The sequence below is a fragment of the Microbacterium helvum genome, assembly GCF_014779795.1.
Taxonomy (GTDB): Bacteria; Actinomycetota; Actinomycetes; order Actinomycetales; family Microbacteriaceae; genus Microbacterium; species Microbacterium helvum.
Genome location: NZ_JACXZS010000013.1, coordinates 107,479 through 132,127 on the forward strand (window position 1 = coordinate 107,479; position 24,649 = coordinate 132,127).

The 24,649-nt window shown below is 68.8% G+C and carries 24 protein-coding genes; 13 read left to right on the forward strand and 11 right to left on the reverse strand.

All coding sequences use genetic code 11. The features are described from left to right. Positions 1-66 precede the first annotated feature (66 nt). Positions 67-1,062, reverse strand: coding sequence for a LacI family DNA-binding transcriptional regulator (locus IF188_RS17585; protein WP_191173099.1), 996 nt, complete (start codon positions 1,060-1,062; stop codon positions 67-69). A gap of 268 nt (positions 1,063-1,330) precedes the next feature. On the opposite strand from IF188_RS17585, the gene IF188_RS17590 reads away from it, so the two are divergent. The 7 genes from IF188_RS17590 (at position 1,331) to IF188_RS17620 (ending at position 10,336) form a co-directional block, all read left to right on the forward strand. After that, entirely contained in the window at positions 1,331-2,986 is a 1,656-nt protein-coding gene (locus IF188_RS17590) for an extracellular solute-binding protein (RefSeq protein ID WP_318152926.1), read from the forward strand. Between the two features lie 182 nt (positions 2,987-3,168). Then, entirely contained in the window at positions 3,169-4,221 is a 1,053-nt protein-coding gene (locus IF188_RS17595) for an ABC transporter permease (protein ID WP_191173101.1), read from the forward strand. Positions 4,222-4,230: 9 nt separating this feature from the next. After that, positions 4,231-5,193, forward strand: coding sequence for a carbohydrate ABC transporter permease (locus IF188_RS17600; RefSeq protein WP_191173102.1), 963 nt, complete (start codon positions 4,231-4,233; stop codon positions 5,191-5,193). A gap of 144 nt (positions 5,194-5,337) precedes the next feature. Continuing rightward, positions 5,338-5,889 (forward strand): DUF624 domain-containing protein, encoded by a 552-nt coding sequence (locus IF188_RS17605; RefSeq protein WP_396652825.1) that lies wholly within the window; start codon positions 5,338-5,340, stop codon positions 5,887-5,889. Positions 5,890-5,946: 57 nt separating this feature from the next. Beyond that, a complete protein-coding gene (locus tag IF188_RS17610; RefSeq protein ID WP_191173103.1) occupies positions 5,947-6,987 on the forward strand; it encodes an alpha/beta hydrolase fold domain-containing protein in 1,041 nt (346 codons plus the stop codon). Next, positions 6,984-9,014 (forward strand): DUF1565 domain-containing protein, encoded by a 2,031-nt coding sequence (locus IF188_RS17615; protein ID WP_191173104.1) that lies wholly within the window; start codon positions 6,984-6,986, stop codon positions 9,012-9,014. The genes IF188_RS17610 and IF188_RS17615 overlap by 4 nt, the downstream gene beginning before the upstream one ends. Positions 9,015-9,118: 104 nt before the next feature. Further along, positions 9,119-10,336, forward strand: coding sequence for an MFS transporter (locus IF188_RS17620; protein WP_191173105.1), 1,218 nt, complete (start codon positions 9,119-9,121; stop codon positions 10,334-10,336). 75 nt (positions 10,337-10,411) lie between these two features. On the opposite strand, the gene IF188_RS17625 is transcribed toward IF188_RS17620, so the two are convergent. Beyond that, on the reverse strand, positions 10,412-11,302 hold the full coding sequence (locus IF188_RS17625) for a helix-turn-helix domain-containing protein (RefSeq protein WP_191173106.1): 891 nt from the start codon (positions 11,300-11,302) through the stop codon (positions 10,412-10,414). Positions 11,303-11,388: 86 nt separating this feature from the next. Here IF188_RS17625 and IF188_RS17630 point away from each other — a divergent pair, with 86 nt between their 5' ends. Then, positions 11,389-11,823 carry an NUDIX hydrolase gene (locus IF188_RS17630; protein WP_191173107.1) on the forward strand — a complete coding sequence of 145 codons (435 nt, stop codon included), beginning with the start codon at positions 11,389-11,391 and terminating at the stop codon, positions 11,821-11,823. Positions 11,824-11,860: 37 nt separating this feature from the next. Here the strand turns inward: IF188_RS17630 and IF188_RS17635 are convergent, their stop codons facing one another. Both IF188_RS17635 and IF188_RS17640 read right to left on the reverse strand, forming a co-directional pair. Then, positions 11,861-12,358, reverse strand: coding sequence for an aminoacyl-tRNA deacylase (locus tag IF188_RS17635; protein WP_191173108.1), 498 nt, complete (start codon positions 12,356-12,358; stop codon positions 11,861-11,863). Then, on the reverse strand, positions 12,351-12,845 hold the full coding sequence (locus IF188_RS17640; protein ID WP_191173109.1) for a DNA helicase: 495 nt from the start codon (positions 12,843-12,845) through the stop codon (positions 12,351-12,353). Before IF188_RS17640 ends, IF188_RS17635 begins: the two co-directional genes overlap by 8 nt. Before the next feature lie 95 nt (positions 12,846-12,940). Here IF188_RS17640 and IF188_RS17645 point away from each other — a divergent pair, with 95 nt between their 5' ends. Then, positions 12,941-13,513 (forward strand): peptidylprolyl isomerase, encoded by a 573-nt coding sequence (locus tag IF188_RS17645; RefSeq protein WP_191173110.1) that lies wholly within the window; start codon positions 12,941-12,943, stop codon positions 13,511-13,513. An 11-nt stretch (positions 13,514-13,524) separates the two neighbouring features. Further along, entirely contained in the window at positions 13,525-14,418 is an 894-nt protein-coding gene (locus tag IF188_RS17650) for a rhomboid family intramembrane serine protease (protein ID WP_191173111.1), read from the forward strand. Between the two features lie 169 nt (positions 14,419-14,587). On the opposite strand, the gene IF188_RS17655 is transcribed toward IF188_RS17650, so the two are convergent. Next, complete coding sequence (locus IF188_RS17655) at positions 14,588-14,827, reverse strand: cell division protein CrgA (RefSeq protein ID WP_191173112.1); 240 nt, start codon at positions 14,825-14,827, stop codon at positions 14,588-14,590. Between the two features lie 55 nt (positions 14,828-14,882). On the opposite strand from IF188_RS17655, the gene IF188_RS17660 reads away from it, so the two are divergent. The 3 genes from IF188_RS17660 to IF188_RS17670 are packed head-to-tail and all read left to right on the forward strand — an operon-like array spanning position 14,883 to position 16,527. Further along, complete coding sequence (locus IF188_RS17660) at positions 14,883-15,689, forward strand: class E sortase (protein ID WP_318152928.1); 807 nt, start codon at positions 14,883-14,885, stop codon at positions 15,687-15,689. Next, entirely contained in the window at positions 15,689-15,886 is a 198-nt protein-coding gene (locus IF188_RS17665) for a hypothetical protein (protein WP_191173132.1), read from the forward strand. The genes IF188_RS17660 and IF188_RS17665 overlap by 1 nt, the downstream gene beginning before the upstream one ends. Further along, entirely contained in the window at positions 15,883-16,527 is a 645-nt protein-coding gene (locus IF188_RS17670) for an anthranilate synthase component II (protein WP_191173113.1), read from the forward strand. The genes IF188_RS17665 and IF188_RS17670 overlap by 4 nt, the downstream gene beginning before the upstream one ends. Before the next feature lie 21 nt (positions 16,528-16,548). On the opposite strand, the gene pknB is transcribed toward IF188_RS17670, so the two are convergent. The 6 genes from pknB to IF188_RS17700 all read right to left on the reverse strand — a co-directional run. After that, positions 16,549-18,252: a Stk1 family PASTA domain-containing Ser/Thr kinase gene (pknB, locus tag IF188_RS17675; protein ID WP_191173114.1), complete on the reverse strand. Its 1,704-nt coding sequence runs from the start codon at positions 18,250-18,252 to the stop codon at positions 16,549-16,551. 58 nt (positions 18,253-18,310) lie between these two features. Then, on the reverse strand, positions 18,311-20,050 hold the full coding sequence (locus IF188_RS17680) for a serine/threonine-protein kinase (RefSeq protein WP_191173115.1): 1,740 nt from the start codon (positions 20,048-20,050) through the stop codon (positions 18,311-18,313). Then, a complete protein-coding gene (locus IF188_RS17685; RefSeq protein WP_191173116.1) occupies positions 20,047-21,507 on the reverse strand; it encodes a peptidoglycan D,D-transpeptidase FtsI family protein in 1,461 nt (486 codons plus the stop codon). Before IF188_RS17685 ends, IF188_RS17680 begins: the two co-directional genes overlap by 4 nt. 69 nt (positions 21,508-21,576) lie before the next feature. Continuing rightward, positions 21,577-22,971 carry an FtsW/RodA/SpoVE family cell cycle protein gene (locus IF188_RS17690; RefSeq protein WP_191173117.1) on the reverse strand — a complete coding sequence of 465 codons (1,395 nt, stop codon included), beginning with the start codon at positions 22,969-22,971 and terminating at the stop codon, positions 21,577-21,579. Next, positions 22,968-24,206 carry a PP2C family protein-serine/threonine phosphatase gene (locus IF188_RS17695; protein WP_191173118.1) on the reverse strand — a complete coding sequence of 413 codons (1,239 nt, stop codon included), beginning with the start codon at positions 24,204-24,206 and terminating at the stop codon, positions 22,968-22,970. The genes IF188_RS17690 and IF188_RS17695 overlap by 4 nt, the downstream gene beginning before the upstream one ends. A gap of 18 nt (positions 24,207-24,224) precedes the next feature. Continuing rightward, positions 24,225-24,649: FHA domain-containing protein FhaB/FipA (locus IF188_RS17700; protein WP_191173119.1), on the reverse strand; the 425-nt coding region annotated here is incomplete at its 5' end.

Here is a 24,649-nt window from a genome sequence, read left to right on the forward strand (position 1 = left end):
GTCTTCCTGTCGTCGGATGATCTGCAGAACGGGTCGCGCGGTCCGGGCGCGCCTCGGTGAAGCGGGCTACGCCTGGCCGCGGGTGGATCCGCGCACGACGAGTCGGACGGGAATGACGACGTGCTCGGCCGGACCGTCCCACCCCGCGATCCTCCGGTGCAGTATCCCGACGGCCTTCTCGGCGAGCTCCTCGTGGTTGGCGTCGACCGAGGTGAGACCGGGCGGGACGAACTGCGCCATCTCGAGGTTGTCGAACCCTGTGACCTGGACGTCCTCGGGAATGCGCAGCCCGCGCTCCGACAGCGCCGAGATTGCTCCGAGCGCGACGACATCGGTGGTCGAGAAGACCCCGTCGAAGGGCAGACCCGAGTCGATGACCGCCAGCAGCGCGTCCCGCGCCGCGGCGGAACTGTATACGGGGAACGGCACCACGTACCGCGGGTCCACGCCCAGGCCGGCGTCGGTCATGGCACGCTCCCATCCCAGACGGCGGTCCGACGACATCGTGTGCCCGGGGTCGATCGTGCCGCCCAACGCCACGATGCGCCGGGAGCCGCCGTCGATCATGTGCGCCGTGGCGAGCCGGGCCCCTTCCTCATTCGCGAGCCGCACGTGATCGAAACGCTCGGGCGCGTCGCGCTCCCCGAGCAGGACGAGGGGCTTCGCGGTGCGAACTCGCTCCAGCCGGTCTGAATCGAGCCCGGCCACAGACAGCAGCACGCCGTCGTACAGGTGCAGGCGCGCGGCGCTCAGCGCCTCCATCTCCTCCTCGGGGCTCGCGGCCGTGCGCGCGAGCACGAGGTGGCGCCCTTCTGCCTCGATCGGCAGCGCGAGCCTGTCGGCCACCTCACCGAAGTAGTCGTGGAATGACGGGGCGATGAAGGCGATGGTGTCCGTCCGTCCGGCCCGCAGATGGCGTGCCGTCAGATTGACCTGGTACCCGAGCTCGTCGACCGCAGCCATGACACGGGCACGGGTCGGCTCGCCGACCGGAAGCCGATCGTTGAGGACGTTCGACACCGTCATGACCGAGACGCCCGCCGCACGAGCGACGTCCGCCATCCTCACTATCAAACCCATACCCCCCACTTCATTGTGCCAGCCCAGAGCCTCGCGGATGCGCTCATGCAGGGCCGCGCGCGACCTCGGAGCGGGTCCAATATATCGATAAAGTCTCGAAGGAGATCTACACTGGCGCCAACGTATTTTATCGCTACAATCCTCATGAGTCCGAGGCGCACCGCCTCCCACTTTCGCTCAAAGAAGAGAGAACCTTGTGAAAGTCGCAAGCAAGAAGTTGACAACACTGGCTCTGGCCGCTGCAGTCTCCGTGAGCCTGTTCGGGTGCGCCCCCGGCGGTGATGAAGTCGCTCAGAAGGATGTCGTCATCCCCGAGGGTGACCTCGCCGACCAGTCGGGAACGCTGACCCCCAGCAACCCGACGGAGCTCTCGGTGTACATCGAGTCGCCGGAGCAGGCTCCGGCCACCGACAACAAGATCACCAAGCTCATCGAGGACCAGCTCGGCGTCACCCTGAAGTACGAGATCGTCACCCCCGAGAACGCGGACCAGAAGATCGGCGTCATGCTCGCCGGCGGCGACTACCCCGACCTCATCGGCACCGGCGACCTCAAGCTGCGGTTCCTGGAGGGCGGCGCGCTCGCGCGCCTCGACGACATGCTCGACACCGGCGACTACCCGAACGTCGAGGACTACGTCGAGCCCTACATCAAGCGGATGAGCTACTCGGGCGAGGCGATCGACAAGGGCCTCTACATCCTCCCGAACTACAACCGCTTCTACGGTGACGTCACCGGCGGAACCTACTACGGTCCCGCGTTCTGGATCCAGAAGCGCGTGCTCGCCGACGCCGGGTACCCGGACCTGAGCAACATGACGATCGACAAGTACTTCGAGCTCATCGAGAACTTCCTGGCGAAGAACCCGCAGACCGCGGGCTCTCCGACTGTCGGCTTCGAGGCGCCCGCCCCGACGGGATCGGAGTGGATCCTGACCAACCCTCCGGCACTGCTGGCCGGTTCGCCGAACAACGGCGGCGTCATCGTCGACAGCGACGACAAGGCGGCGATTTACGCGGACAAGGACGTCGCGAAGACCTGGTACAAGAAGCTGAACGAGGAGTACAGCAAGGGCGTCGTCGACGCCGAGACCTTCACCCTGACGAACGACCAGTTCCAGGCCAAGCTGGCAACCGGTGCCGTGCTCGGCATGCAGAACCAGGGTTGGCAGTTCGGCACCGCCACCGACTCGCTGCGGAGTGCCGGTCTGGACGAGTACACCTACGCCCCGGTCATGCCCGTCTACGACGGCGCGGAGCCGTACTACGCGGACCGACCTGTCATGAACATCAACCAGGGCTTCGGCGTCTCCTCCACCAGCAAGCAGCAGGAGAAGGCCCTGAAGTTCCTCGACATGATGCTCTCCGAGCCCTGGCAGAAGGTGCTCTCCTGGGGCATCGAGGGCGAGGACTACGAGGTCGGCGATGACGGCATCTTCACCCGCACAGACGAGCAGCGCGCGGATTCCAAGGACCTCACCTGGCGGGCGTCGAACAAGCTCATGGCGCTGAACAGCATGATCCCGAAGCACAACGGCACGTTCTCCGACGGCAACGCCTTCAGCCCGGACGACCAGCCGGCCGAGTTCTTCGCGACGCTGTCCGACTACGACAAGGACTTCATCCAGAAGTACGGCAAGCAGACCTGGATGGACTTCGTGAACAAGGCCCCGGAGAACCCGACGTACTACCCGGCGTGGAACATCAGCCTCACTGACGCGGCCACCCAGGCCAACCAGCAGATGACCGACGCCGCCTTGCAGAACTTGCCGAAGATCATCGCGGGCAAGCCCGCCGACTTCGACAAGAACTGGAAGGCATACACGGACACCTTCAAGAAGATCGACGTCAAGTCCTACGAGGACGAGATCAACGCGGGCATCCAGGACCGTCTGGAGAACTGGTAACAGTCGGTGAGCAGTCGTGGGGGGGGGGGGGGGCGCCCCCCCCCCCCCCCCCCCCCCCCCCCCCACAACACCGGGCGCGGGGGGGGGGAAGGAGACAGGAGAGCAGTCGTGGTGGGGCGCCTGCAGCCCCCACCACGACTCACTCTCGTTCACCACGAACTTCTGACGATGAGGTTGGACAGATGACTGCCACTACAGTCGACACCGCCGCGGGCGTGCCTCAGCCGGTGCCCGCACCCGAGCCCGCCCCCCGCTCGAAATCCTCGAAGCGCAAACCCACGAAGAAGACAGAGCAGCTCCCCCGGCGCAAGATCACCTGGAACATCGTCTGGGCGCAACGAGCGCTCATCGCGATGGCGGTCCCGCTGCTGCTCTACCAGATCCTCTTCAAGTACGTCCCGGCCTACGGCTGGGCCATGGCCTTCCAGCACTACCGGCCCGGGCGCGGCAGCATCTGGAACCAGCAATGGGTCGGCTTCGAGAACTTCCGCAACCTGTTCACCGGCCTCAACGGCGAGAGGTTCCGGGAGGTCGTGATCAACACGCTGGGGCAGTCGATCCTGACCTTGGTCGTCGGCACCCTCGGCGCGATCGTGCTTGCACTGCTCTTGAACGAGGTCAAGAACCTGCCGTTCAAGCGCGTCCTGCAGAACATCACCTACATGCCGCACTTCCTGAGCTGGGTGGTCGTCGCAAGCCTCGCCGCGGTGGCGCTGTCGCTGCCCTCCTCAGGTGGCTTCATCAACCAGCTGCTCCTGAGCCTGGGCATCGTCGACGAGCCGGTCATGTTCCTGACCCAGCCGAACTACTTCTGGGGCATCGTCGCCGGGACCAGCCTGTGGAAGGAACTGGGCTGGAACACGATCCTCTACCTGGCCGCTATCACCGCCATCAGCCCGGCTCTGTATGAGGCTGCCGAAGTCGACGGCGCGGGCCGCTACCGCAAGATGTGGAGCATCACCCTCCCCGGCATCATGCCCACGATCGTCGTCCTGCTGATCATCAACAGCGGCTGGATCCTGTCCACGAACTTCGAGCTGCCGTACTTCCTGGGCAACGGTCTCGTGTCCGAGCGGGCCGAGACCATCGACGTCTTCGTGCTGCGGTACGGATACCAACTCGGCAACTACAGCCTTGCCGTCGTCGCGGGCATCTTCAAGACCGTCGTCGCCATCATTCTGGTCGGCTCGGCGAACCTGGCCGCCAAGCGCCTCAATCAAGAGACCCTGGTCTAGGAGAACACCATGACAACCGTGACCGCGGACTCCGCGACTCGCCGCCCGGACACCGCCCGGCGGCGCCACAAGAGGTGGACGGTCGAGCGGATCATCTTCACAACGCTCAACACGACCTTCCTGGTTCTCCTCGCAGTGGTCATGCTCTACCCCCTGCTCAACACCCTCGCGATCTCGCTCAACGACGGCACAGACGCCGTTCGCGGCGGAATCGGCATCTGGCCCCGAGTGTTCTCGCTCAAGAACTACGACGTCGTGTTCCACATGGGCACGATCTACCAGGCGTTCTTCATGAGCGTCCTCAAGACGGCTGTCGTCGTGGCGACCAACCTGTTCTTCACCTCGATGCTCGCCTATGCGCTCAGCCGCAACGAGTTCATCTTCCGCAAGCCGATCACCGTGATCTTCGTGCTGACGATGTACTTCGATGCGGGGCTGATCCCCAACTATCTGCTCATCAAGGACCTGGGGATGCTGAACACCTTCCAGGCCTACTGGGTGCCGGTGATGATCAGCGCGTTCAACCTGATCCTCCTTCGCACCTACATGAAGTCGATCCCGGAAGAGATCATCGAGTCGGCCCGGATCGACGGTGCGGGTGAATTCCGCACCTGGTGGCAGATCGTGATGCCGCTGTGCAAGCCGACGCTCGCCGTCGTGGGTCTGTTCGTGGCAGTCGGAAGCTGGAACTCGTGGCTCGACACCCTGCTGTACAACTCCGGCGAACAGTGGCTCTCGACCCTGCAGTACGAGCTGCAGAAGCTGCTGTCGAGCTCGATGAACGCCGGCGTGAACAACGCAGCGCAGGCTGGAGGCGCCGCCGCAGCAGCCGCCGGAGGCGGGCAGGTCACCACCCCCATCGCTCTGCGGTCGGCGATCACCATGGCGGCGGCGGTCCCGATCCTGCTCGTGTACCCGTTCCTGCAGAAGCACTTCGTGTCCGGCATGATGATCGGCTCCGTGAAGGGCTGATGGCCGATCGGCCCCCAGCTCGCTTCGGGGGCCGATCCGTCATCCGGCTTCGGCATCGGCACACTGAAAGGCCTGACCATCTTCCGCTTCAATCCCGCCTCGTGGCTGTGGCGCATCCTCGACCTGCTCGGCTCCGCCATCCTGATCAGCTTGGTCTGGGTGGCGAGCCTCGCCCTGGTGCTGACGGCGGGAGCGGGCACCGTCGTCGCCTACGAGCTCTGTCGGCGACAGGTTCTGGGCAAAGACGGCGGCTATCGGGCTATCGCCCGCGAGGCATGGCGGCAGAGCTGGAAGCAGGCGACCGTGGTCGGGCTGCTGGTCGTCGCCGTCGCAGCCGTCGGCATCGTCACCCTCTCGTATGTGCCCACCCTGAGGCTTTCGGTGGTGCTGATCCCGCTCATCGTCGTCGCCCTGTTCCTCATCCTCCTGCTCTTCTGGTGCCTCCCCCTCGTCGCTCGCTTCACCAACCCCACCTGGCGCCAATTGCTCAACGGGTTCACGTTGGGGCTGACGAAGCCCAGTCTGACCTTCCTGCTCGCGATCGCCGTCGTCCTCGGGGGCGTGGTCGTGTGGAACTTCATGCCGGCGGTGTTCGTGGTGCCCGGCCTGATCCTCATCTGGTGGTGCTACCTGCTCGAGCGGTTCTTCGTCGCCCGGGGCTACGTGCAGCCTGAGCCGGAAGAGACCGGGATTTGACACCTTGACGCCTCGTCGGATCGACCCGCGAGCGCAGACGACGAAAGGACTACTTCTGTGACCAGACTGTTCGTGCCCGAACTCGAAGCGCGTCGGCACCTCCTCGACGGCTACGACGACCACCCGTCGATTCCCCAGTCCGTCGTCGACCAGTGGAAGGCCCCCTTCGGCCCCGCCGAGGAGTGGGACCTCAGCGTCACCGACGAGGAGCTCCCCGGCCCGCACGGGCCGGTGCCGGTGCGCGTCTACACGCCGCGGGGGCCGGTGCCCGACGGCGGCCGGGCGTGCCTCGTCTGGATGCACGGCGGGGCGTTCGTGTGGGGTGACCTCGACATGCCCGAGGCGCACGAGGTCGCCCGCGGCGTCGCAGGACGCGCCGACGCGGTCGTGATCTCGGTTCACTATCGCCGGTGCCCCGTGCCCCCCGAGCTCAACGGGACGATCGACGGGCGCGTCGACGAGCTCGGGCAACCCGTGCGTTTCCCCGTCCCGCAGGACGACTGCGCGGCCGTTCTCGATGAGGTCCGTGCGGGCGCGGCGCGCTTCGGTGTCGACCCGGCGCGAATCGCCGTCGGAGGGGCGAGCGCCGGTGCGTCGCTCGCCGCCAGCGCGACGCTGCGCGCGGCCCGCGCCGGCCGAGCACCCTGGCAGACACTCCTCGTCTACCCGCTCGTGCACCCCGAGCTGCCCGCCCCCGACGACGAGCTCGCCGAGGCCCTCGCTGCGGTGCCGACCGCGCTTCAGATACCGCGGTGGATGCACGACGCCATTCAGCGCACGACCCTCGGAGACGTCGACCGGCCGCGGGAGGAGGACTTCACCCCTGGGATCAGTGACAGCCTCGGGCTTTTCCCTCCGACGTACGTCGAGAACTGCGAGTTCGACGCCCTGCGCTCCAGCGGGCAGCTCTTCAGCGAGCAGCTGCGCACAGCCGGGGTCGATGTCGTCGAGTCCATGCGAGCGGGTGTCCCTCACGGGCACCTCGACCTCGTCGGGTTCCGGCCCGCCGCCGAGACGCTCGATGCGCTGGCTGCCCGCCTGCGCGAGACGCCGGCACAGCCGGACGTCGCCCGCGACCTCCAAGAGGCGCGGTCGTGACCGTCTGGCACGTCGCCGTCACCGGCTCCGATCGCGCCGACGGGTCGGCGGACGCCCCGTTCCGGACCATCAACCGGGCTGCAGCGGCCGCCATGCCGGGCGACACCGTCACGGTGCATGAGGGCGTGTACCGGGAATGGGTGAATCCCGTACGTGGCGGCACCGCCGACGCGCCGATCACGTACCAGGCGGCGCAGGGTGCGGACGGGCTCTTCGAACCGGTGACGATCTCCGGCGCGGAGGTCGTCACCGACTGGCGTCCCCACCCCGGTGGTGAGGGCCGGGTCTGGGTCGCGCAGGTGCCGAACGCCCTGTTCGGGGAACGCAACCCGTACACCGAACGCATCGGCGGGGACTGGTTCTTCGACCTGGTCAACGTCTGGCACGCCGGCGAGGTGTACCTCGACGGCACGTCCATGTACGAGTCGCTGACGCTCCGCGGCGTCGAGCACCCCGAGGCCACGGCGGACTCGTTCGACCCCGAGGGCTCGCTGCTGACCTGGTACTGCGAGGTGAGCGACGATGTCACCACCATCTGGGCGAATTTCGGCGGCGTCGACCCGGCCGACCACCATATCGAGATCAACGCGCGCACGTTCGTCTTCTGGCCGCAAGCCACGGGCATCGACTACATCACGGTGCGGGGCTTCACCCTGACGAAGGCGGCCACGCAGTGGGCCCCTCCCACCGCCCTGCAGGAAGGCCTCATCGGCCCGCACTGGTCGAAGGGCTGGGTGATCGAGGACAACACGATCACCGATTCGAAGAACGTCGGCATCTCACTCGGCAAAGAGGCCAGCACCGGCCAGAACGAGGCCGCCGCGGGGGCGAAGGGCGCCAAGGGAGGGACGCAGCGCGAACGTGAGGTCATCCAGCGCGCCCTCGTGCTGGGCGGCCCAGACGCGGGTGAGCCGCACCCGTGGACCCGCGAGCACATCGGGTCCCACACGGTGCGCCGCAACACGATCCGGGACTGCGAGCAAGCGGGCATCGTCGGGCACCTCGGTGCGGCGTTCTCGACCGTCGCCGACAACCACATCTCGCGCATCCACGTGAAGCGGCAGTGGCACGGCGCCGAAGTCGCGGGCATCAAGCTGCACGCCGCCCTCGACACCGTCATCAGCGGGAACACCATCCATCACACGCATCGCGCCCTGTGGCTCGACTGGCAGGCGCAGGGCACCCTGGTGCGGCACAACGTGTTCTACGCCTCGACGGCCGAGGACTTCATGGTCGAGGTCTGCCACGGCCCGTACCTCGTGGACTCGAACCTGTTCCTGTCGCCGTGGGCGGTCAAAGACATGTCGACCGGCGGAGCCTACGTGCACAACTACATCGTGGGCCGGATCGCGAACTGCACCGAGCACCAGCGGTACACCCCGTACCACGTGCCGCACGCCACGGCCGTCTACGGCGTCTCGAACATCCTCGGCGGCGACGACCGGTTCTACAACAACGTCTTCGTCGGCGACGGTGCGTCCGGCGTCACCGCTGACGCCGACGAGCCGGTGCTCGCCAGTTTCTGGTCCGGCGCGATCGACATGGACGGCGTGCCGGGTCAGGCGAGCTTCGTGCCGACCCCGGTGGGCACGTCGCAGTATGACGACTACCCGACGGCGCAGGAGTACCCGAACGAAGACGGCACTGCGCTGGCCGGGCCACGCCTGCCCGTCTGGGCCGAGGGCAACCTGTACGCGGAAGCCGCAGAGCCGTTCCGTGCCGAGCCCGCGCCCTTCGTCGTCGGCACGTCGCCGGTGCGCGTCGAGGTGATCGACGCCGCAGCGGGCACGGTGCGTGTCGAGGTGACGGACGCGGCGGCCCTGCCCGTCGTCGCCCCGGTGACGACGGCGCGTCTCGGCACGAGCTATCAGGCGGAGATGAGCTACACCAACCCCGACGGGTCGGACCTCGACCTGAGTTCTGACTTCTTCGGCGCCCCCCGGGGCGAGGTCGCGCCGGGGCCGTTCGGGGCGACGGCGCCCGTCATCAGGATCCTCGCTGCGCCCGGTCCGGCAGGGTGGCGCTGACGCGGGGGTCGCATTCTTCTTCGCCCCGTCGCGTCTGGACGATCGATCGGATGCCGCGGACGCACGGTCGGGCGGTCCGATGCTCCCGACGCCAGGCTGGAATCATGACGAGTACCGCCCCGCTCCCCGTGATCGCCCCAGCGACGAGTCCTGTGCAGCCGCGCCCGCGCTACGGTGCCCTCGTCGCCATGATGGCGATGAGCTTCCTGCTCGTCACGGCGGAGTTCCTGCCGGGCGGCGTCCTCACCGAGATCGCCGACGACATAGGCGTCACGCCGGGTCAGGCAGGCCAGATGGTCGCCGTGACCGCGCTGGCGGGCCTCATCGTCGCCCCCACCATCGGACTGCTGCTGCCGCGGCTCGATCGGCGTTCGTTGCTGGTGTGGATGGCGGCCGGCGCCACGGTCTCGAACGCGATCGTCGCGATCGCCCCGAACCTGCCCCTGCTGCTGATCGGACGCGTCCTGCTCGGCGCGGCGCTCTCCGGCTTCTGGGCGATGTCGATCACCGTCGCCGCACGAATCACCGGACCCGAACGCCTCGGCCGCGCCGTCATGTTCACCTCCGCCGGCACATCGCTGGCCACCGTCGCCGGCGTCCCCATCGGCGTCATGCTCAGTGAAGCACTCGACTGGCGCGCCGTCTTCGGCCTGGCGGCCGCGGTGACCGCGGTACTCGTCGTCGCGCTGCGTCTTCTGCTGCCGTCGGTTCCCGCCGAGAGCTCGGCCTCGCTGTCGACGCTGCTCGGCACGCTGCGTCTGCCCGGCATCGGGCTCGGCGTGGCCGGTCACGTCCTCGTCGTGCTGGGGCACTTCCTCGCGTTCACCTACATCCGCATCGCCCTGGATCGCGTGCAAGAGGCCGGGCAGCCGATCGATGCCGGCACGGTGATCGTGCTGCTCGCGGTGTTCGGCGTCGGCGGATTCGTCGGCAACCTTCTGATCGGCATGATCATCGACCGCACCTACAGGCTGTTCGCGGTCGTCTCTCCGGTCGTCATGGCGATCATGACCCTGGCGGTGATCGCCCTGTCGGGTGCGCCGATCCTCGTCGGCGTCGCCGCGTTCGCGTGGGGCTTCTTCTTCGCGTCGTGGCTGCTGATCGTCAACACCTGGGTGGGGCACCGCATGCCCGACCGCCTCGAGGCCGGCGGCAGCATCGTGGTGGTCGGCTTCCAGGCCGCCATCATGCTCGCGGCGGGCGTCGGTGGTCTGCTCGTCGACGGGCTGGGGATCGTCGCCGTCTACGTCGCCGGCGCAGTCATCCTCGTGCTCGGGGCTGTGCTGTTCGGGCTGTCGAACCGGGCGGGCGCCCGGGCATAGCCGAGTGGATGCCGCACCCTGTGGCGATGCAGATCGCCCGGGGGGCAGCATCCATCGTCCGACCGGGTGGGCGGATCAGGCGCTTGCGAACCGGTGCGCCGACCGCCAGGCGGACGGCGTGGTGCCGACGCTCCGGCGGAACGCGCGGCTGAAGCCCTCGTCGGACGCGTAGCCCAGCTCGCGCGACACGGCGCTGATGCCGCGGCCGCGCGACAGCAGGTCCTGAGCGGCCCGCATGCGCACCGCGGTCACGTACCCGGCGGGCGATCGGCCATAGCGAAGGCGGAACCGCTCCGCGAACGCCGATCGTGACATGGCGCCCACCGCGGCGAGGGTCTCGACCGTCCACTCGCGTCCGGGGTCGGCGTGGATCGCCGCGACGACCCGGTCGAGGAACGGGTCGGAGGATGCGGTGGGCCAGCCTTCCGGCGCGCAGCCGCCGGCGGCCCAGGCACGGATGACCGAGATCAACACGGTGACGGCCATCATGCGGCAGACCACGAAGTCGCCGCCGCGCTTGGCGAGCTGCTGCACTTCCGCGTCGTACCCCATGTGAGGGAGCATCGCGGCTGCGGCCGGCTCCAGCTCGGCGAACGACCTGACGATCGCATGATCGGGCAGCAGCGACAGCAGGTGCGCCGCCTCATCGGCGAGATCGAGCTCCGACAGCAGTACGGTGGCCGGACCATGGGCGGTGAGGGTGCCGCGCCCGCGCCCGCTCAGCAGCAGGATGTCGCCCACGGGCAGGCGTTCGGCGCGCTCCCCGGCGAGGCCCATCTGGAGTTCGCCCGACAGGACGTAGGCGAACGTGATGGCCCCGGCATCCAGCGCGAGAAGCTCTGCGTCGTCGAGCCGCATCCTGCGCTGACGGCGGATGTGCACATCGACGGCGGCGAGCAGATGCTCGAGCGCGTCGTCGTCGGCGTCCGTGCGGGGCGCGTGCGGCGCGGCGGCGGCCTTCTTCATAGAACGCACGAACCGCCGACGATCGCGCGGTATTCCGGTGACCGAAGGGCGTTCTCAGCCGAGCACGGCGAGCATTAGGGTGAAGCATGGACCTGCGCGTCGCCGCCTATGCGGTGATCATCGACGAGGACGACCGCGTCCTGCTCGCGCACTGGAACGAGGGTCGGCGCGCGGCGTGGACCATGCCCGGCGGCGGACTGGAGGACGGTGAGGATCCGGAGCAGGCCGCCCGTCGCGAAGTCCAGGAAGAGACCGGCTATCGAGTCGCGGTCGGCGAGCTGCTCGGCATCCATTCCCGCGTCATCCCGGCCGGCCGGCGGCTGACGCCCGGACTGACCGAGCCGCTCCACACCCTCCGCATCGTCTACCGCGCGCGGGTGACAGGTGGGCGCCTGCGGAACGAGACCGACGGATCGACCGACCGCGCCGAGTGGTTCCCGCTTGCCGACGTGCCCGCGCTGCAGCGCGTCAAGCTCGTCGACATCGCCCTCGACCTCGCCGGGGTGCGCCTGCCGACGTGAGCCCTTCTGGCGTCGTCGGATTCGGGCTGCGACCTGATCAGCCGAGAGGCTGTGAGATGTCGGCGACCGTTGCGCCGTACGCCGAGATGAGGTCGTCGGCCTGCACGAACATGCTGTATCCGTGGGCTCCGGCCCCCATCGCGACGCGGCGGCCGACGATGTCGGCGTCGGCGTACACCGGCCAGTCGTTCGTGCTGCCGACGGGCACGATCGTGCCGCGCTCGTATCCGGTCGCCGCGAGAGCACGCTCCTGATCGGGCAGCTGCAGCTTGTTCACCCCGACGACCGCGCGGAGCTTCGGCCATGAGATGGCCCGGTCGCCCGGGATGAGCGCGAACAGATACGTGTCGTCGGAACGCTTCACCACGAGGGTCTTCACGATGCCGGAGGGCTCGATCCCGAGGATCTCGGCAGCCTCGTTCAGGCTGTTCGCCGCAGGACGCTCCGTGATCTCGATCTCAAGACCGCGATCGGATGCCGCCTGCCGGACGCGCGCGATGCCCTGCGGCTCGAGATCCGAGGTCTGCTCAGGCATCCGGCGCGCGCAGCGGGTCGTCGGCGACCCAGAGCTCGTCGTCCGCACGCAGCGTCTGCCATGCGGCGTAGAGCACGCCGACCGCGGCGGCCACACCGAGGATGATCGCGATGACGCCGCCGGCGCCGATGCCCTTCTTGGCGGGGACGACCACGGGCGCGGGGCCGCGGACCCCGGCCAGTCGCGAGCGCTGCTCGTTCGCGGCATCCCAGACCGACAGCGCCGATCCGACGACGGCGCCGGCCGCCGGGATCACGGTGCCGTTGAAGACCTTCTTGCCCTTGTCGACGTACGGCGCGGCGTACTTGTCGTACCCGGCCTGGACCTGCGGCGCGACCTGCTCGCGGCCGTAGTTCCCCAGCTGGCGGCCGGCCTCGCGAGCCACCGTGGCGGCCTCGCCGACCAGCACCTGCTGCGCCTCCCACAGGTTTCCGGCCTGCTTCTGCAGCTTCTCGAGTTCCTTCTTGCGCTTGCGGCTGAGGCTCACGGTGCCCTCCCGTTGTTGGGGATGTCGGTCTCCCCATCTTGCCAGACCGCCGCTGAGACGGGAGGGGTTGCAGAGAACTCTGAGACAATGGAAAAATGCCGCTTCACACCGCAGTCGCAACGATCCACACCAATCACGGCGACATCGTCGTCAACCTGTTCGGCGACCAGGCGCCGCGCACGGTGCAGAACTTCATCGGCCTCTCGGACGGCTCGCAGGCGTGGACCGACCCCGCCACCGGCAAGCCCGGCGACGGCCCCCTGTACAAGGACGTCATCTTCCACCGCATCATCTCCGGCTTCATGATCCAGGGCGGCGACCCGCTCGGTCAGGGCATCGGCGGCCCCGGCTACAACTTCAATGACGAGATCAGCGGTGAGCTCACCTTCACCGAGCCCTACAAGCTCGCCATGGCCAACGCCGGTCTGCGCCGCAATGCGATCACCGGCCAGGTCGAGGGCACCAACGGCTCGCAGTTCTTCATCACGGTCCCCGGCCAGGGCGGCCGCGGCCCGGAGTGGCTGCAGGGCAAGCACACCATCTTCGGCGAGGTCGTCGACGACGCGTCGAAGGCCGTCGTCGACAAGATCGCCGAGGTGCCGACGGCGGCGGGCGACCGTCCGGTCGAGCCGGTGGTCATCGAGTCGATCGACATCGCCGCGGTCTGAACACGGCCCGCGTGACCACCGACGACTTCCGCCGCAACAGCGAGAACTTCTGCTACCGGCATCCCGACCGGCAGAGCTTCGTGCTCTGCCAGCGCTGCCTGCGCACGATCTGCCCCGAGTGCCAGACCCCCGCCCCGGTGGGCGTCATCTGCCCGGAGTGCCTGCGCGATCAGCAGAAGGGGCAGTCTGCTGCGCAGCGCAAGGCTGAGCGTCGGTGGTCACGTCCCCGGGCGGCGTCCGTCTCTGACGGCCGCCCGATCGTCACGTACGCCATCATCGGCGTGACGGCCTTCGTCTACCTGCTGCAGCTCATCCCCGGCTTCGGCGGGACGCTCGAGAAGGCGCTGATGTTCTACGCGCCGACGCTGTACCCCGCGCTCACCGGCATGTTCGAGCCGTGGCGCCTGCTCACCGGCGCGCTCGTGCACTCGAGCTTCTGGCACCTTGCGCTGAACATGCTCGCGCTCCTCATGATCGGCCGCACGCTCGAGCCCCTGCTCGGCCGGGTCCGATTCCTCACCCTCTACGTGCTGTGCGCTCTCGGCGGCTCGGTGGCGGTGACGCTGCTCTCGTTCGGCACTCCGGTCGTCGGCGCGTCGGGCGCGATCTTCGGCCTCTTCGGTGCGCTGCTGATCATCGGCCGGCACCTCGGCGCGAACATCGCGGGCATCGCTCTCGTGCTCGGCATCAACCTGGTCATCGGATTCCTGCCCGGCATGAACGTGTCGTGGCAGGCGCACGTCGGCGGGCTCGTGACCGGCCTGATCGTCGCGTTCATCTTCACGCGCACGCGCGCGGTCCGCCAGCGTGGCCTCCAGATCGGATTGCTCGCCGCCGTCGGCGCCGTGCTGGTCGCGCTGCTGTTCGTGCCTGTCCTCTTCCCCGCGCTGGTCCTGGCCTCCTGACTTATCCCCAGAACTTATCCACAGGTTCATCCACAGCCTGGGGAGAATCACACGGGTGTAATTCACAGCTGTTAACAGATCTGTTAACAACTGCCCGGATGCCGCCGATTCGGGCAACCGGGCACGAAAAAGCCCCGGTCAACCATGACCGGGGCTCTCTTCGTAGGGTCTATCGCCAGCGCGTCGTCATCAGGAAGCCGATGAAGGCGATGCCGAAGCCGATCACCAGGTTCCATGCTCCGATGTCGGGAATCGGGAACGCCATACCGCTGACGTAGAAGACGAGGATCCAGATCAGCCCGACGAGCATCAGGCCGATCATGATCGGCTTGAACCACACCGGGTTGGGTGCGGATTCGCCTTCTGCGCGCTCGACGAGCGAGTCGTCGTCTTTGCCGGGTCGTGCCATGCAGAAGAGTCTAACTGCCAGCCGGACCACAACCATGCTGTGCGAGAATCCCCCTGTGGATGAAGCGGTCGCCATGACCCGGGGGGCCGCCCGGACGACGGTGCGCCCGAGGCGGCGGACCTCGGTCGCGGGCGTCATCGGCGAGCTTCTCATCACGGCCGGCGTCATCGTCCTGCTGTACGTCGTCTGGCAGCTGTGGGTCGGCGACATGATCTACGGCGCGGAGCGCAACGCATCAGGAGCCGCCCAGTCGCAACTGTGGCAGGAGCAGTGGGAGCAGCAGAACCCCGGGGCGGTGGCTCCGTCGCCGACATCCTCGGCAGCGGGCGAAGACCCGGCGACTCCTGTCACCGCGCCGCCGCCCGTCATGGCCGAGCCCGCAGACGGAGAGCGGTTCGCCGTCATGCACATCCCCCGCTTCGGTCCTGACTACATGGTCGACATGGCAGGCGGCGTCACCCGCGCGCGCACCCTGGACCCGATCGGGATCGGCCACTACCCCGGCACGATGATGCCCGGACAACCAGGGAACTTCGCGGTCGCCGCGCACCGCACGACCTGGGGAAAGCCGTTCAACCGGATCGCCGACCTGCACGTGGGCGACGCTCTGGTCATCGAGACCGAGGCCGGCTGGTACACCTACCGCTTCCGCACGCTCGAGTACGTCAAGCCGAACGCGGTCGAGGTGCTGCTGCCCGTGCCGCAGGCGATGGACGTCCCCGCCGGCACCGCCTACATGACCATGACCAGCTGCAGCCCCATGTACGCCATGACCGAGCGCATCGTCGCCTACAGCGTGTTCGAATCGTTCACGCCCCGCACCGATGCGGGGCCGCCGGCATCCCTCCAGGCGGTGACGTGATGTACGCGGCTCTGTGGCGCGGCCTGCCGGGCCCATGGTGGGTGAAGGTGCTGATCCTCGTCGTGCTCGTCGCGGCGGTGCTGTACGGCCTCATGTTCTACGTCTTCCCGTGGGTGAGCCAGTTCATCGTGCCGCAGGACGTCACGGTCGGGCTGCCCGTGCGCGGTGCCGTCGGCGGCGCCTCCCCCATCGCATGACGACGGACCCGGACGACTCGGCGCCGATCCTCGTCGTCGACAACCACGACAGCTTCGTCCACACCCTCGTGGGCTACCTTCACGAGCTCGGCGCCGACACGGACCTCGTCGAGGCCGACGCGATCCCCGATGCGGCCGCGGCGATCGCGGACCGTCGCGGGGTTCTCGTCTCACCCGGGCCCGGAACTCCCGCCGACGCCGGTGCGTCGATCGCGGTGGTCCGCGCGGCTGCGGCGTGCGGCATCCCTCTTCTCGGCGTCTGTCTCGGCCACCAGGCCATCGGCGAGGCGTTCGGCGCGACCGTGGCGCACGCGCCGGAGCTCATGCACGGCATGACCTCGGACGTGCACCACGACGGGTCGCCGCTGTATGCGGGACTGCCCGACCCGTTCACCGCGACGCGGTACCACTCGCTCGCGATCGTCCCCGAGACGCTGCCCCGCGAGCTCGTGGTCACCAGCCGCACCGCGAGCGGGGTGATCATGGGCGTGGCACATCGCACCGCGCCGATCGTCGGCGTGCAGTTCCACCCAGAGAGCGTGCTCACCGAGGGCGGGTACCGGCTGCTGGGCAACTGGCTCGCTTCGGTGGGATTCGTGGATGCCGCCGCCCGAGGCGAGCGGCTCAGTCCGCGCCGGTGAACCTCAGGGGTGCCCGGAGCGTCAGGACCCCGTGCACACCGTGAGCGTGATCTCGGAGTGCACCGGCACATCACCCGGCGGAAGCGACTGCGCCGTGACGTTGGGTGCGGACGGGCAGTTCGGGTCGTCCTTCACGGTGACCGTCAGCCCGGCGTCCTGCAGCACGGTCGTCGCCTTGTCGACCGTGTATCCGGTCACGTCGTCGATGGCCACGCGCCCCGACGCGACGACGAGGTTCACGGTGCTTCCCGCCGGCACGCTGGTGCCGTCGGCCGGATCGGCCGAGACGACGGTCCCGGCGGCGAGGTCCTTGTCGTTCTGCGGTGTGATCGTGCCGAGCGTCAGCCCGGCGTCGGTGAGCGCCTGGGTGGCGGCATCCTGAGCCAGACCCGTGAGCGGCGGGACGTCCGTCATCTTCTGCCCCGTCGACACGTAGACCTTGACCTGCTGCTCCTTCTCGACCGAGGTGCCCGCTGCGGGATCGGTGCGGATCACGTTGCCCTCGGCGACGTCGGAGCTCTCTTCGTCGACCCGGTAGGCGAGCAGGTCCTCGTCGGCCAGCGCCTCGTTGGCCGCATCGTAGGTGAACCCCACGACATTGGGCACGCTGCGGGCGGCGGGCGTCGCCGGCGGCTGGATGGACAGCACCCAGAACAGCAGCGAGATCAGCAGGACGGCCAGCACCGCGACACCCGCCCAGATCCAGGCGACCGGGGGCCCCGCCTGCGTGCGCTTCATGGTCGTGTCGGTGCTCAGCTGGCGCAGCGAACGCGCCGTCTCGGCGGCCTGACGCGGGTTGGGACCGTACAGCTCGCTGGTGAGGGCGCCGACCTGCCGCTTGCTGGGCTGCCGGCCGTCCACGGTGGCATCGAGGGCCTCACGGAAGCTCGCGGCGTCCTGGTAGCGCTGGAACGGGTCCTTCGCCAGCGCCCGCAGCGCGACCGCGTCGAGCGCCCTCGGCACGGTCTCGTTCACCTCGGACGGCGGCACCGGCGCCTCGCTGACGTGCTGGTACGCGACCGCGACGGGCGAGTCGCCCCGGAACGGCTGGCGCCCCGTCAGCAGCTCGTACAGCACGACACCCGTCGAATACAGGTCGGCCCGGGCATCGACGGGCTCGCCCTTGGCCTGCTCGGGCGAGAAGTACGCCGCGGTGCCGAGGATCTGGGTGGTCTCGGCCACCGTCGACGAACTGTCCGACACGGCGCGCGCGATGCCGAAGTCCATGACCTTGACCTGGCCGGCATCGGTCACCATGACGTTGCCCGGCTTGATGTCGCGGTGGACGACGCCGGCCCGGTGCGAGTACTGCAGTGCCTCGAGGATGCCGTCGACGTAGCGCACGGCATCGGCCACCGGAACCGGACCTGCCGCGATGACATCCTTCAGCAGGCGGCCCTTGACGAGCTCCATCACGATGTACGGAACGGGCCGGACACGGCCGTCGGCGCCGGTGAGCGAGTCCTCGCCCGCGTCGTACACCCGGACGATCGTCGGATGCGCCATCCGTGACGCTGCCTGCGCCTCCAGCCGGAACCGCGTGCGGAAGGCGTTGTCGTCAGCCAGCTCGCGATCGAGGATCTTGATCGCGACATCCCGGCCGAGCGTCAGGTCGTACCCCTTGTAGACGCTCGCCATGCCGCCGCGGCCGATGGGCTCGTCGATGCGGTAACGCCCCGAAAGCACATGCGGCTCAGCTGTCACGGTCACTCCTGCCTGGAACATCAGCCAGACTAGCCGAGGCCGAGCGGGTCACGCGTCGCGCGCGACCCGCTCGGGGAACTCACGGCTTGGGCTTCGCGGCTGCAGTCCCGGAGGGGCTGGGCTCGGGCTCAGGCTCGGGCGCTGCAGCCTCGATCATGCCGGTGGCCTCTTCGGACGTGCCGGTCGTACGCTCGCCTGCCGTGCCACCGCTGCAGGTGACGGTGTACGTCACGATCAGAGAGGCGCCGGCCTTGCCGGTGACCTGGACCTCGGCCGAGCGCTCGTCCGGTCCGAACGAGGAGGTCGACTGGCCCGTGGTCGGGAACACTCCCTGGGTGGCCGTGAAGTTGTACGAGCTGACCTGGCCCGTGCCGGAGGGGCAGCTGTAGCCGGACCACTGCACGGTGACCGTGCCCTCTTCCTCGATCGGGTCGGACAGCGTCGGTGCGGCCGGCGGGTCCATCGGAACCTGACCGGCGTACACCGTCAGCTCGATGATGGTGGCCAGAGGCACGTTGCCCGTCGGCGCCACTGCATAGACCTTGCCCTCGCTGTCGGCATCGGGGGCCGCGTTGCCCTCGACGCAGCGCGTCGCGAATCCGAGGCCGTCGAGCGCCGCAGACGCCGTGTTGCAGTCCTGACCGATGTAGTCGGCGGCCACGACCGTGCCGGTCGTCGGCGTGGGTGTGGCGGACTGCGTGGGTGTCTGCGAGGTCGTCGGCGTGGACTTGGTCGGCTCGGGGTCTCCGCCGCGGTTCGCGAAGATCGCCCACAGCGTGCCGACGAGCACCAGCAGCAGCAGCGCGATGAGCGCGATGAGCGGCCATGTCCACGGGCTGCGCTTCTTCTTCTCGGCCTCGGGCTCGGCGACCGGCTCACCCGGGGCGGGCATGAGCTTGGTCGCGGCCGAGGTGTCGCCGGCGCCGAGCAGCTGCGTGGCCGCCCCGCCCGCGACGACGCCGCCGGCGATAGCCGGCACGGCGGCCGCTGCCGCCGCGACGTCGCCCCGCCGCAGGGCGGTCGCCGCACGGGCGACCGCAGCGGCCGACGCCGGGCGCTCTTCCGGCTTCTTGGCGATCATCGCCATCACCAGGTTCTGCACCGGCACGGCGACCGTCGCAGGCAGCGGCGGCGGCTGCTCGTTGATCTGGGCCATGGCGATGGCGACCTGCGACTCGCCCGTGAATGGACGCTTGCCCGCGAGGCACTCGTACGCGACGATGCCCAGCGAGTAGATGTCGGTGGCCGGCGACGCCGGGTGCCCGGACGCCTGCTCGGGCGACAGATACTGCACAGTCCCCATGACCTGGCCGGTCGCGGTGAGCGGCACCTGGTCGGCGATGCGCGCGATGCCGAAGTCGGTGATCTTGACACGCCCGTCGGGCGTGATCAGCAGGTTTCCCGGCTTGATGTCGCGGTGCACGAGGCCCGCGGCATGCGCGGCCTGCAGCGCCGCGGACGTCTGCGCGACGATGTCGAGGGTCTTGTCGGTCGACAGCGATCCGTCGCGTTCGAGGATCGTGGACAGCGCCTCACCGGGCACGAGCTCCATCACGAGGAACGCGCTGCCGTTCTCTTCGCCGTAGTCGAACACGCTGGCGATGCCCTCGTGGTTGACCAGCGCCGCGTGGCGGGCCTCGGCGCGGAAGCGCTCCAGGAAGCCTGGATCGCCCATGTACTCGTCTTTGAGGATCTTGATGGCGACGGTGCGCCCGATGACGTGGTCGGTCGCCTCCCAGACCTCGCCCATGCCGCCGATCGCTATGCGCGAGTCGAGTTCGTAACGGCCGCCGAAGGTCACGCCCTGCGTCGGTCTCATCTGCCCAGCACCGCCTCCATGACCTTCTTCGCGATGGGAGCGGCGATCGTGTTGCCGCTTCCCGATTGTCCTTGCCCGCCGCCGTCCTCCACGACGACGGCGACGGCGACCTGCGGATCCTGTGCGGGCGCGAACCCGGTGAACCACAGCGTGTACGGATCGCCGGTACCCATCTCCGCGGTGCCCGTCTTTCCGGCCACGTCGACGCCGTCTATTCTTGCACCCGACGCCGCACCGTCACTGACATTGGCGACCATCATGGTGACCAGCTCATCGGCGAGGCTCCCATCCAGCGCGCGGCCGAACTCGGTGTCTTCGTACGTCTTCTGCACCGAGAGGTCGGGCCCGATGACGCGGTCGACCATGCGCGGGTTCATGACGACCCCGCCGTTGGCGATGCCGGCCGACACCATCGCCATCTGCAGCGGTGTCGCGGTCACCTGGCCCTGGCCGAAGCCGCTGAGGGCGGTCTGCGCGTCGTCCTTGATCGTGCGCGGGTAGCCCGACGGCGTCGAGGTGAGCGGGATGTCGATCGAGGTGTTGAACCCGTACTTCTCGGCTTCCTCGCGGATCGCGTCGTCGCCCAGCTCGACCGCGAGCTCGGCGAACGGGATGTTGCAGCTCAGGCGCAGGGCGTCGGCGATCGTGACGGTGTCGCCTGGGCCGCAGGCGCCGCCGCTGGCGTTGTGCACGATGCTGCTCGATTGCGGCAGCTGGTACTGCGCGGGGTTCGGCAGCGTCGACTGCGGCGTGTAGTCGCCCGACGCGAGGGCGGCAGAGGCGACCACGAGCTTGAACGTCGAGCCCGGTGGATTGACGTCGCCGCCGATCGCGCGGTCCGACAGCGGCTTGCCCGGGTCGGCGACGAGCTGGTCGTAGGCCTCGTTGACGGCCACGGTGTCGTGCGAGGCGAGCACGTTGGTGTCATAGCTGGGGCTCGTCACGAGCGCGAGCACGCGACCGGTCGACGGCTCGATCGCGATGATGCCGCCCTGCAGATCTCCCAGGGCCTCGAACGCCGCGCGCTGCACCTCGGCGTCGAGCGACAGCACGACACTCGAGCCGCGCGGCGGCTGGCCCGTGAAGATGCGCTCGACGCGCGACAGGAACTGCGACCCCGCGGTGCCGCTGAGCTCCTGGTTCATCTCCAGCTCCATGTTGGTCAGCGAGTTGAGCGCGGGGTTGATGTAGCCGGTCACCGGGGCCCACATGTAGCCGTCGGTGTAGACGCGCTGCCACGTGTACAGGTCGTCGGAGGGCACCGACGAGGCGATCGCCGTGCCGCTCGCGATGATCGAGCCGCGCTGCACCTCGAACGAGTCGTACAGCGACCGCCGGTTCGCGGGGTTCCCCGCCAGCTCGTCGCTCTGGACGACCTGGATCCAGCTGGCCGAGCCGAAGAGCGCGAGGAACATGATCAGCATCAGGATGCTGAGGCGCCGGAGCTCCTTGGTCACGAAGCACCTCCCCGCCGGGGTCCGCTCGGGCCGAGACCCGGTCCCTGAGCCTGTCGAAGGGCGGTCATGTCAGCCGATCACCACCCGGGGCCGGCTGCGGACGGCGTCCGAGATGCGCAGCAGCAGCGCGACGATGATCCAGTTGGCGACGAGCGACGAACCGCCCGCCGCGAGGAACGGCGTGGTCAGGCCCGTCAGCGGAATGAGGCGCGTGACCCCGCCCACCATGATGAACACCTGCAGCGCGATCGTGAACGACAGCCCGGTCGCCAGCAGCTTGCCGAAGTCGTCCTGGCCGGCCAGGCCGATGCGGATGCCGCGGCTCGTGAACACCATGTACAGGCACAGGATCGCGAAGACTCCGATCAGCCCGAGCTCCTCGCCGAGCGCGGGAAGGATGTAGTCGCTCTCGGCCACGGGCGTCAGATACGGCCGCCCCTGCCCCAGACCGGTACCCAGCAGGCCGCCGTTCGCCATGCCGAAGATGCCGTTGACCAGCTGAAAGCTCGAGTTGTCCATCAGCTCGGGATTGAAAGCATCCAGCCAGATCGTGAACCTGTTGCCGACATACGGCAGGAACCGGGATGCCACGAACGCGCCGCCCGCGGCGAGCACGACGCCGATGACGACCCAGCTGGTCTTGCCGGTGGCGACGTAGAGCATCGCGACGAACATGCCGAAGATGAGGAGGCCGGTGCCGAGGTCGCGCTGCATCACGATGATGCCGAGCGAGACGAGCCAGATGACCAGCAGCGGGCCGAGCTCGCGGGCGCGCGGCCAGGTGAGCCCGAGGAAGCGCGTGCCCGTCGAGGTGAGGCTCTCGCGCGTGCGCACGAGGTAGCCGGCGAAGAAGATGCCGAGCGAGATCTTCGCGAGTTCGCCCGGCTGGAACGAGAAGAACCCGAGCGAGACCCAGACGTCGGCGTTCGCGTCGGTGCCCAGGCCCGGGATGATCGGCAGGATCAGCAGCACGATGCCGACGAGACCGAAGATGTAGGTGTAGCGGAACAGCACGCGGTAGTTGCGCAGGTACAGCACCACGAGGATCGCGGCGACGAGCGCGATCGCCGCCCATGCGAGCTGCCGCGTCGAGAACGCGTCCCAGCCGTGCCGATCTCGGGCGATGTCGAGCCGGTAGATCATCGCCAGCCCGATGCCCGTCAGCACCGTCGCGATCGGGACCACGAAGGGGTCGGCATCCCGTGCCCGCAGCCGCAGCAGGATGTGCAGCGCGATCACGAGCGCGGTGAGCCCGCCGCAGTACACCAGGAAGGTCCAGTCGATGGCGCCGAGCGCGCCCAGCTGCACCAGCGCGACAGCGGAGCCGTTGATCGCGAAAGCGAAGATCAGCAGCGCGAGCTCGCGGTTGCGCTGCGTCTGTGGCACGCGGATGCGGCGCAGGGCGCGGATCACCGCGGTGTCTGCCGTGACGCCGTCGGGCGGCGTCGTCACGGGCGCGCTCATCCGCCACCTCCCGCCAGATCGCTGATATCGGCCACGATGCGGCGGGCATCCTCGAGGGAGCTCGCCGAGATCGTCCCCTCCACCGTCGCACGTGCGAAGTCCGACAGCGAATCGAGGGGGATGCCGGTCTCTTCGAACGGCTGCGACAGCGAGATCGGGCCGAGGTTCTGCTGCACGCCCTGGTAGATGACCACGGTGTCCTCGTCGGCGCCGACGAAGTAGCGCGTCTGCGTCCACTGGTAGCCGAGCCACAGCGCGCCCGAGATGAGGATGAGCACCAGTGCGACGCCGGCGATCCAGCCGACGCGGCGACGGCGGGCGCGGCGGCGGTCCTCTTCGATGAGCTCTTCGAGGAACTCCGGCGCAGGCTCGAAGTGCGTCGGCTCGTTGGCGGCCTGGCGGTTCGGATGCAGCCAGCCGCCGCGGCGCGGCGCGGCCGCAGGCACCTCGACGCCCTTGGGGTTCGAGGCCGATCCCACGATGGTCGCCGTGCCGGAGAAGACGGGATGCTGCCCGCCGACGTCGACGATGACCATCGTGACGTTGTCGGGTGCGCCGCCGTCGAGTGCCTGCTTCAGCAGGATGTCAGCGGTGCGGCCCGGCGCCAGCCCCATGCCGAGCGCCTTGGACGTGTGCGCGTCGTCCACGACGCCCGACAGGCCGTCCGAGCACAGCAGCCAGCGATCGCCCGGCTGGGTCGGCATGATGAACGTGTCGAGCTCGGGATCGGGATCCATGTCGCCGAGCACGCGCATGAGCACCGAGCGTCGCGGATGGTAGCGGGCCTCTTCGGGAGTGATGCGGCCGGAGTCGACGAGCCGCTGCACGAACGTGTGATCGGTCGTGATCTGCGTCAGGGTGTCGTCGCGGTACAGGTAGATGCGCGAGTCGCCGATGTGGGCGATGACGGCGTAGTCGTCGACCATGATCAGCGCGCTGACGGTCGTGCCCATGCCGGCGAGCTCCGGGCGCACGTGCACCGTGTCGATCAGGTCGACCGCGGCCTCTGAGATCGCGTCACGCAGCGCCCTCTCGGCCGCGGCGGTCGTGTCGTAGGGCTGATCGAGCGCCTCCAGGCGTGCGATCGCGAGGCTCGAGGCGACGTCGCCGCCCGCATGACCGCCCATGCCGTCGGCGACGACGAACAGGTTCGAACCGGCGTACCCCGAGTCCTGATTGTTGGAGCGGACCTTGCCGGTGTGCGAGATCGCGGTGCTCGAGCCCTGGAAGACCATGTGCGAGGAGTCCGCCCGCTACTTCCGCAGCTCGAAGGTCGTCGCGCCCACCTTGATCGGGGCGCCCACCTTGATCGGGACGGGCGATGCGACCCGGGCGCCGTCGTGCCACGTGCCGTTGGTCGAGTCGAGGTCCTGGATCATCCACTGGTCGCCCCACAGCACGAGGCGCGCGTGGTGGCTGGACGTGTAGTCGTCGCGCACGACGAGCCCGGATTCGCTGGAGCGTCCGATCGTGAGCGGTTCGTTGCCGAGCGGCAGCTCGAGGCCTGCCTTCGGGCCGCTGGTGATGACGATGCGCGACACGGTCGAGGTCGTCGCGGGACCGCCGTCCACGTGCGGTGCCGCGGCCGCGGGCGCCGGGGTGACGGGCGCCGTCACCGCGGCGGCTGCGGCCGGGGCGGCGGCACCGGCGGGCGCGGCACCGGGCGCTGCGGCGGCCG

What these genes read in the sequence shown, in the direction of transcription:
- IF188_RS17585 (WP_191173099.1), bottom strand. Translation starts at nt 1,062, where the DNA reads ATGGCGGACGTCGCTCGTGCGGCGGGCGTCTCGGTCATGACGGTGTCG.
- IF188_RS17595 (WP_191173101.1), top strand. Translation starts at nt 3,169, where the DNA reads ATGACTGCCACTACAGTCGACACCGCCGCGGGCGTGCCTCAGCCGGTG.
- IF188_RS17600 (WP_191173102.1), top strand. Translation starts at nt 4,231, where the DNA reads ATGACAACCGTGACCGCGGACTCCGCGACTCGCCGCCCGGACACCGCC.
- IF188_RS17620 (WP_191173105.1), top strand. Translation starts at nt 9,119, where the DNA reads ATGACGAGTACCGCCCCGCTCCCCGTGATCGCCCCAGCGACGAGTCCT.
- IF188_RS17625 (WP_191173106.1), bottom strand. Translation starts at nt 11,302, where the DNA reads ATGAAGAAGGCCGCCGCCGCGCCGCACGCGCCCCGCACGGACGCCGAC.
- IF188_RS17630 (WP_191173107.1), top strand. Translation starts at nt 11,389, where the DNA reads ATGGACCTGCGCGTCGCCGCCTATGCGGTGATCATCGACGAGGACGAC.
- IF188_RS17635 (WP_191173108.1), bottom strand. Translation starts at nt 12,358, where the DNA reads ATGCCTGAGCAGACCTCGGATCTCGAGCCGCAGGGCATCGCGCGCGTC.
- IF188_RS17645 (WP_191173110.1), top strand. Translation starts at nt 12,941, where the DNA reads ATGCCGCTTCACACCGCAGTCGCAACGATCCACACCAATCACGGCGAC.
- IF188_RS17655 (WP_191173112.1), bottom strand. Translation starts at nt 14,827, where the DNA reads ATGGCACGACCCGGCAAAGACGACGACTCGCTCGTCGAGCGCGCAGAA.
- IF188_RS17665 (WP_191173132.1), top strand. Translation starts at nt 15,689, where the DNA reads ATGTACGCGGCTCTGTGGCGCGGCCTGCCGGGCCCATGGTGGGTGAAG.
- IF188_RS17670 (WP_191173113.1), top strand. Translation starts at nt 15,883, where the DNA reads ATGACGACGGACCCGGACGACTCGGCGCCGATCCTCGTCGTCGACAAC.
- pknB (WP_191173114.1), bottom strand. Translation starts at nt 18,252, where the DNA reads ATGTTCCAGGCAGGAGTGACCGTGACAGCTGAGCCGCATGTGCTTTCG.
- IF188_RS17680 (WP_191173115.1), bottom strand. Translation starts at nt 20,050, where the DNA reads ATGAGACCGACGCAGGGCGTGACCTTCGGCGGCCGTTACGAACTCGAC.
- IF188_RS17690 (WP_191173117.1), bottom strand. Translation starts at nt 22,971, where the DNA reads ATGAGCGCGCCCGTGACGACGCCGCCCGACGGCGTCACGGCAGACACC.
- IF188_RS17695 (WP_191173118.1), bottom strand. Translation starts at nt 24,206, where the DNA reads ATGGTCTTCCAGGGCTCGAGCACCGCGATCTCGCACACCGGCAAGGTC.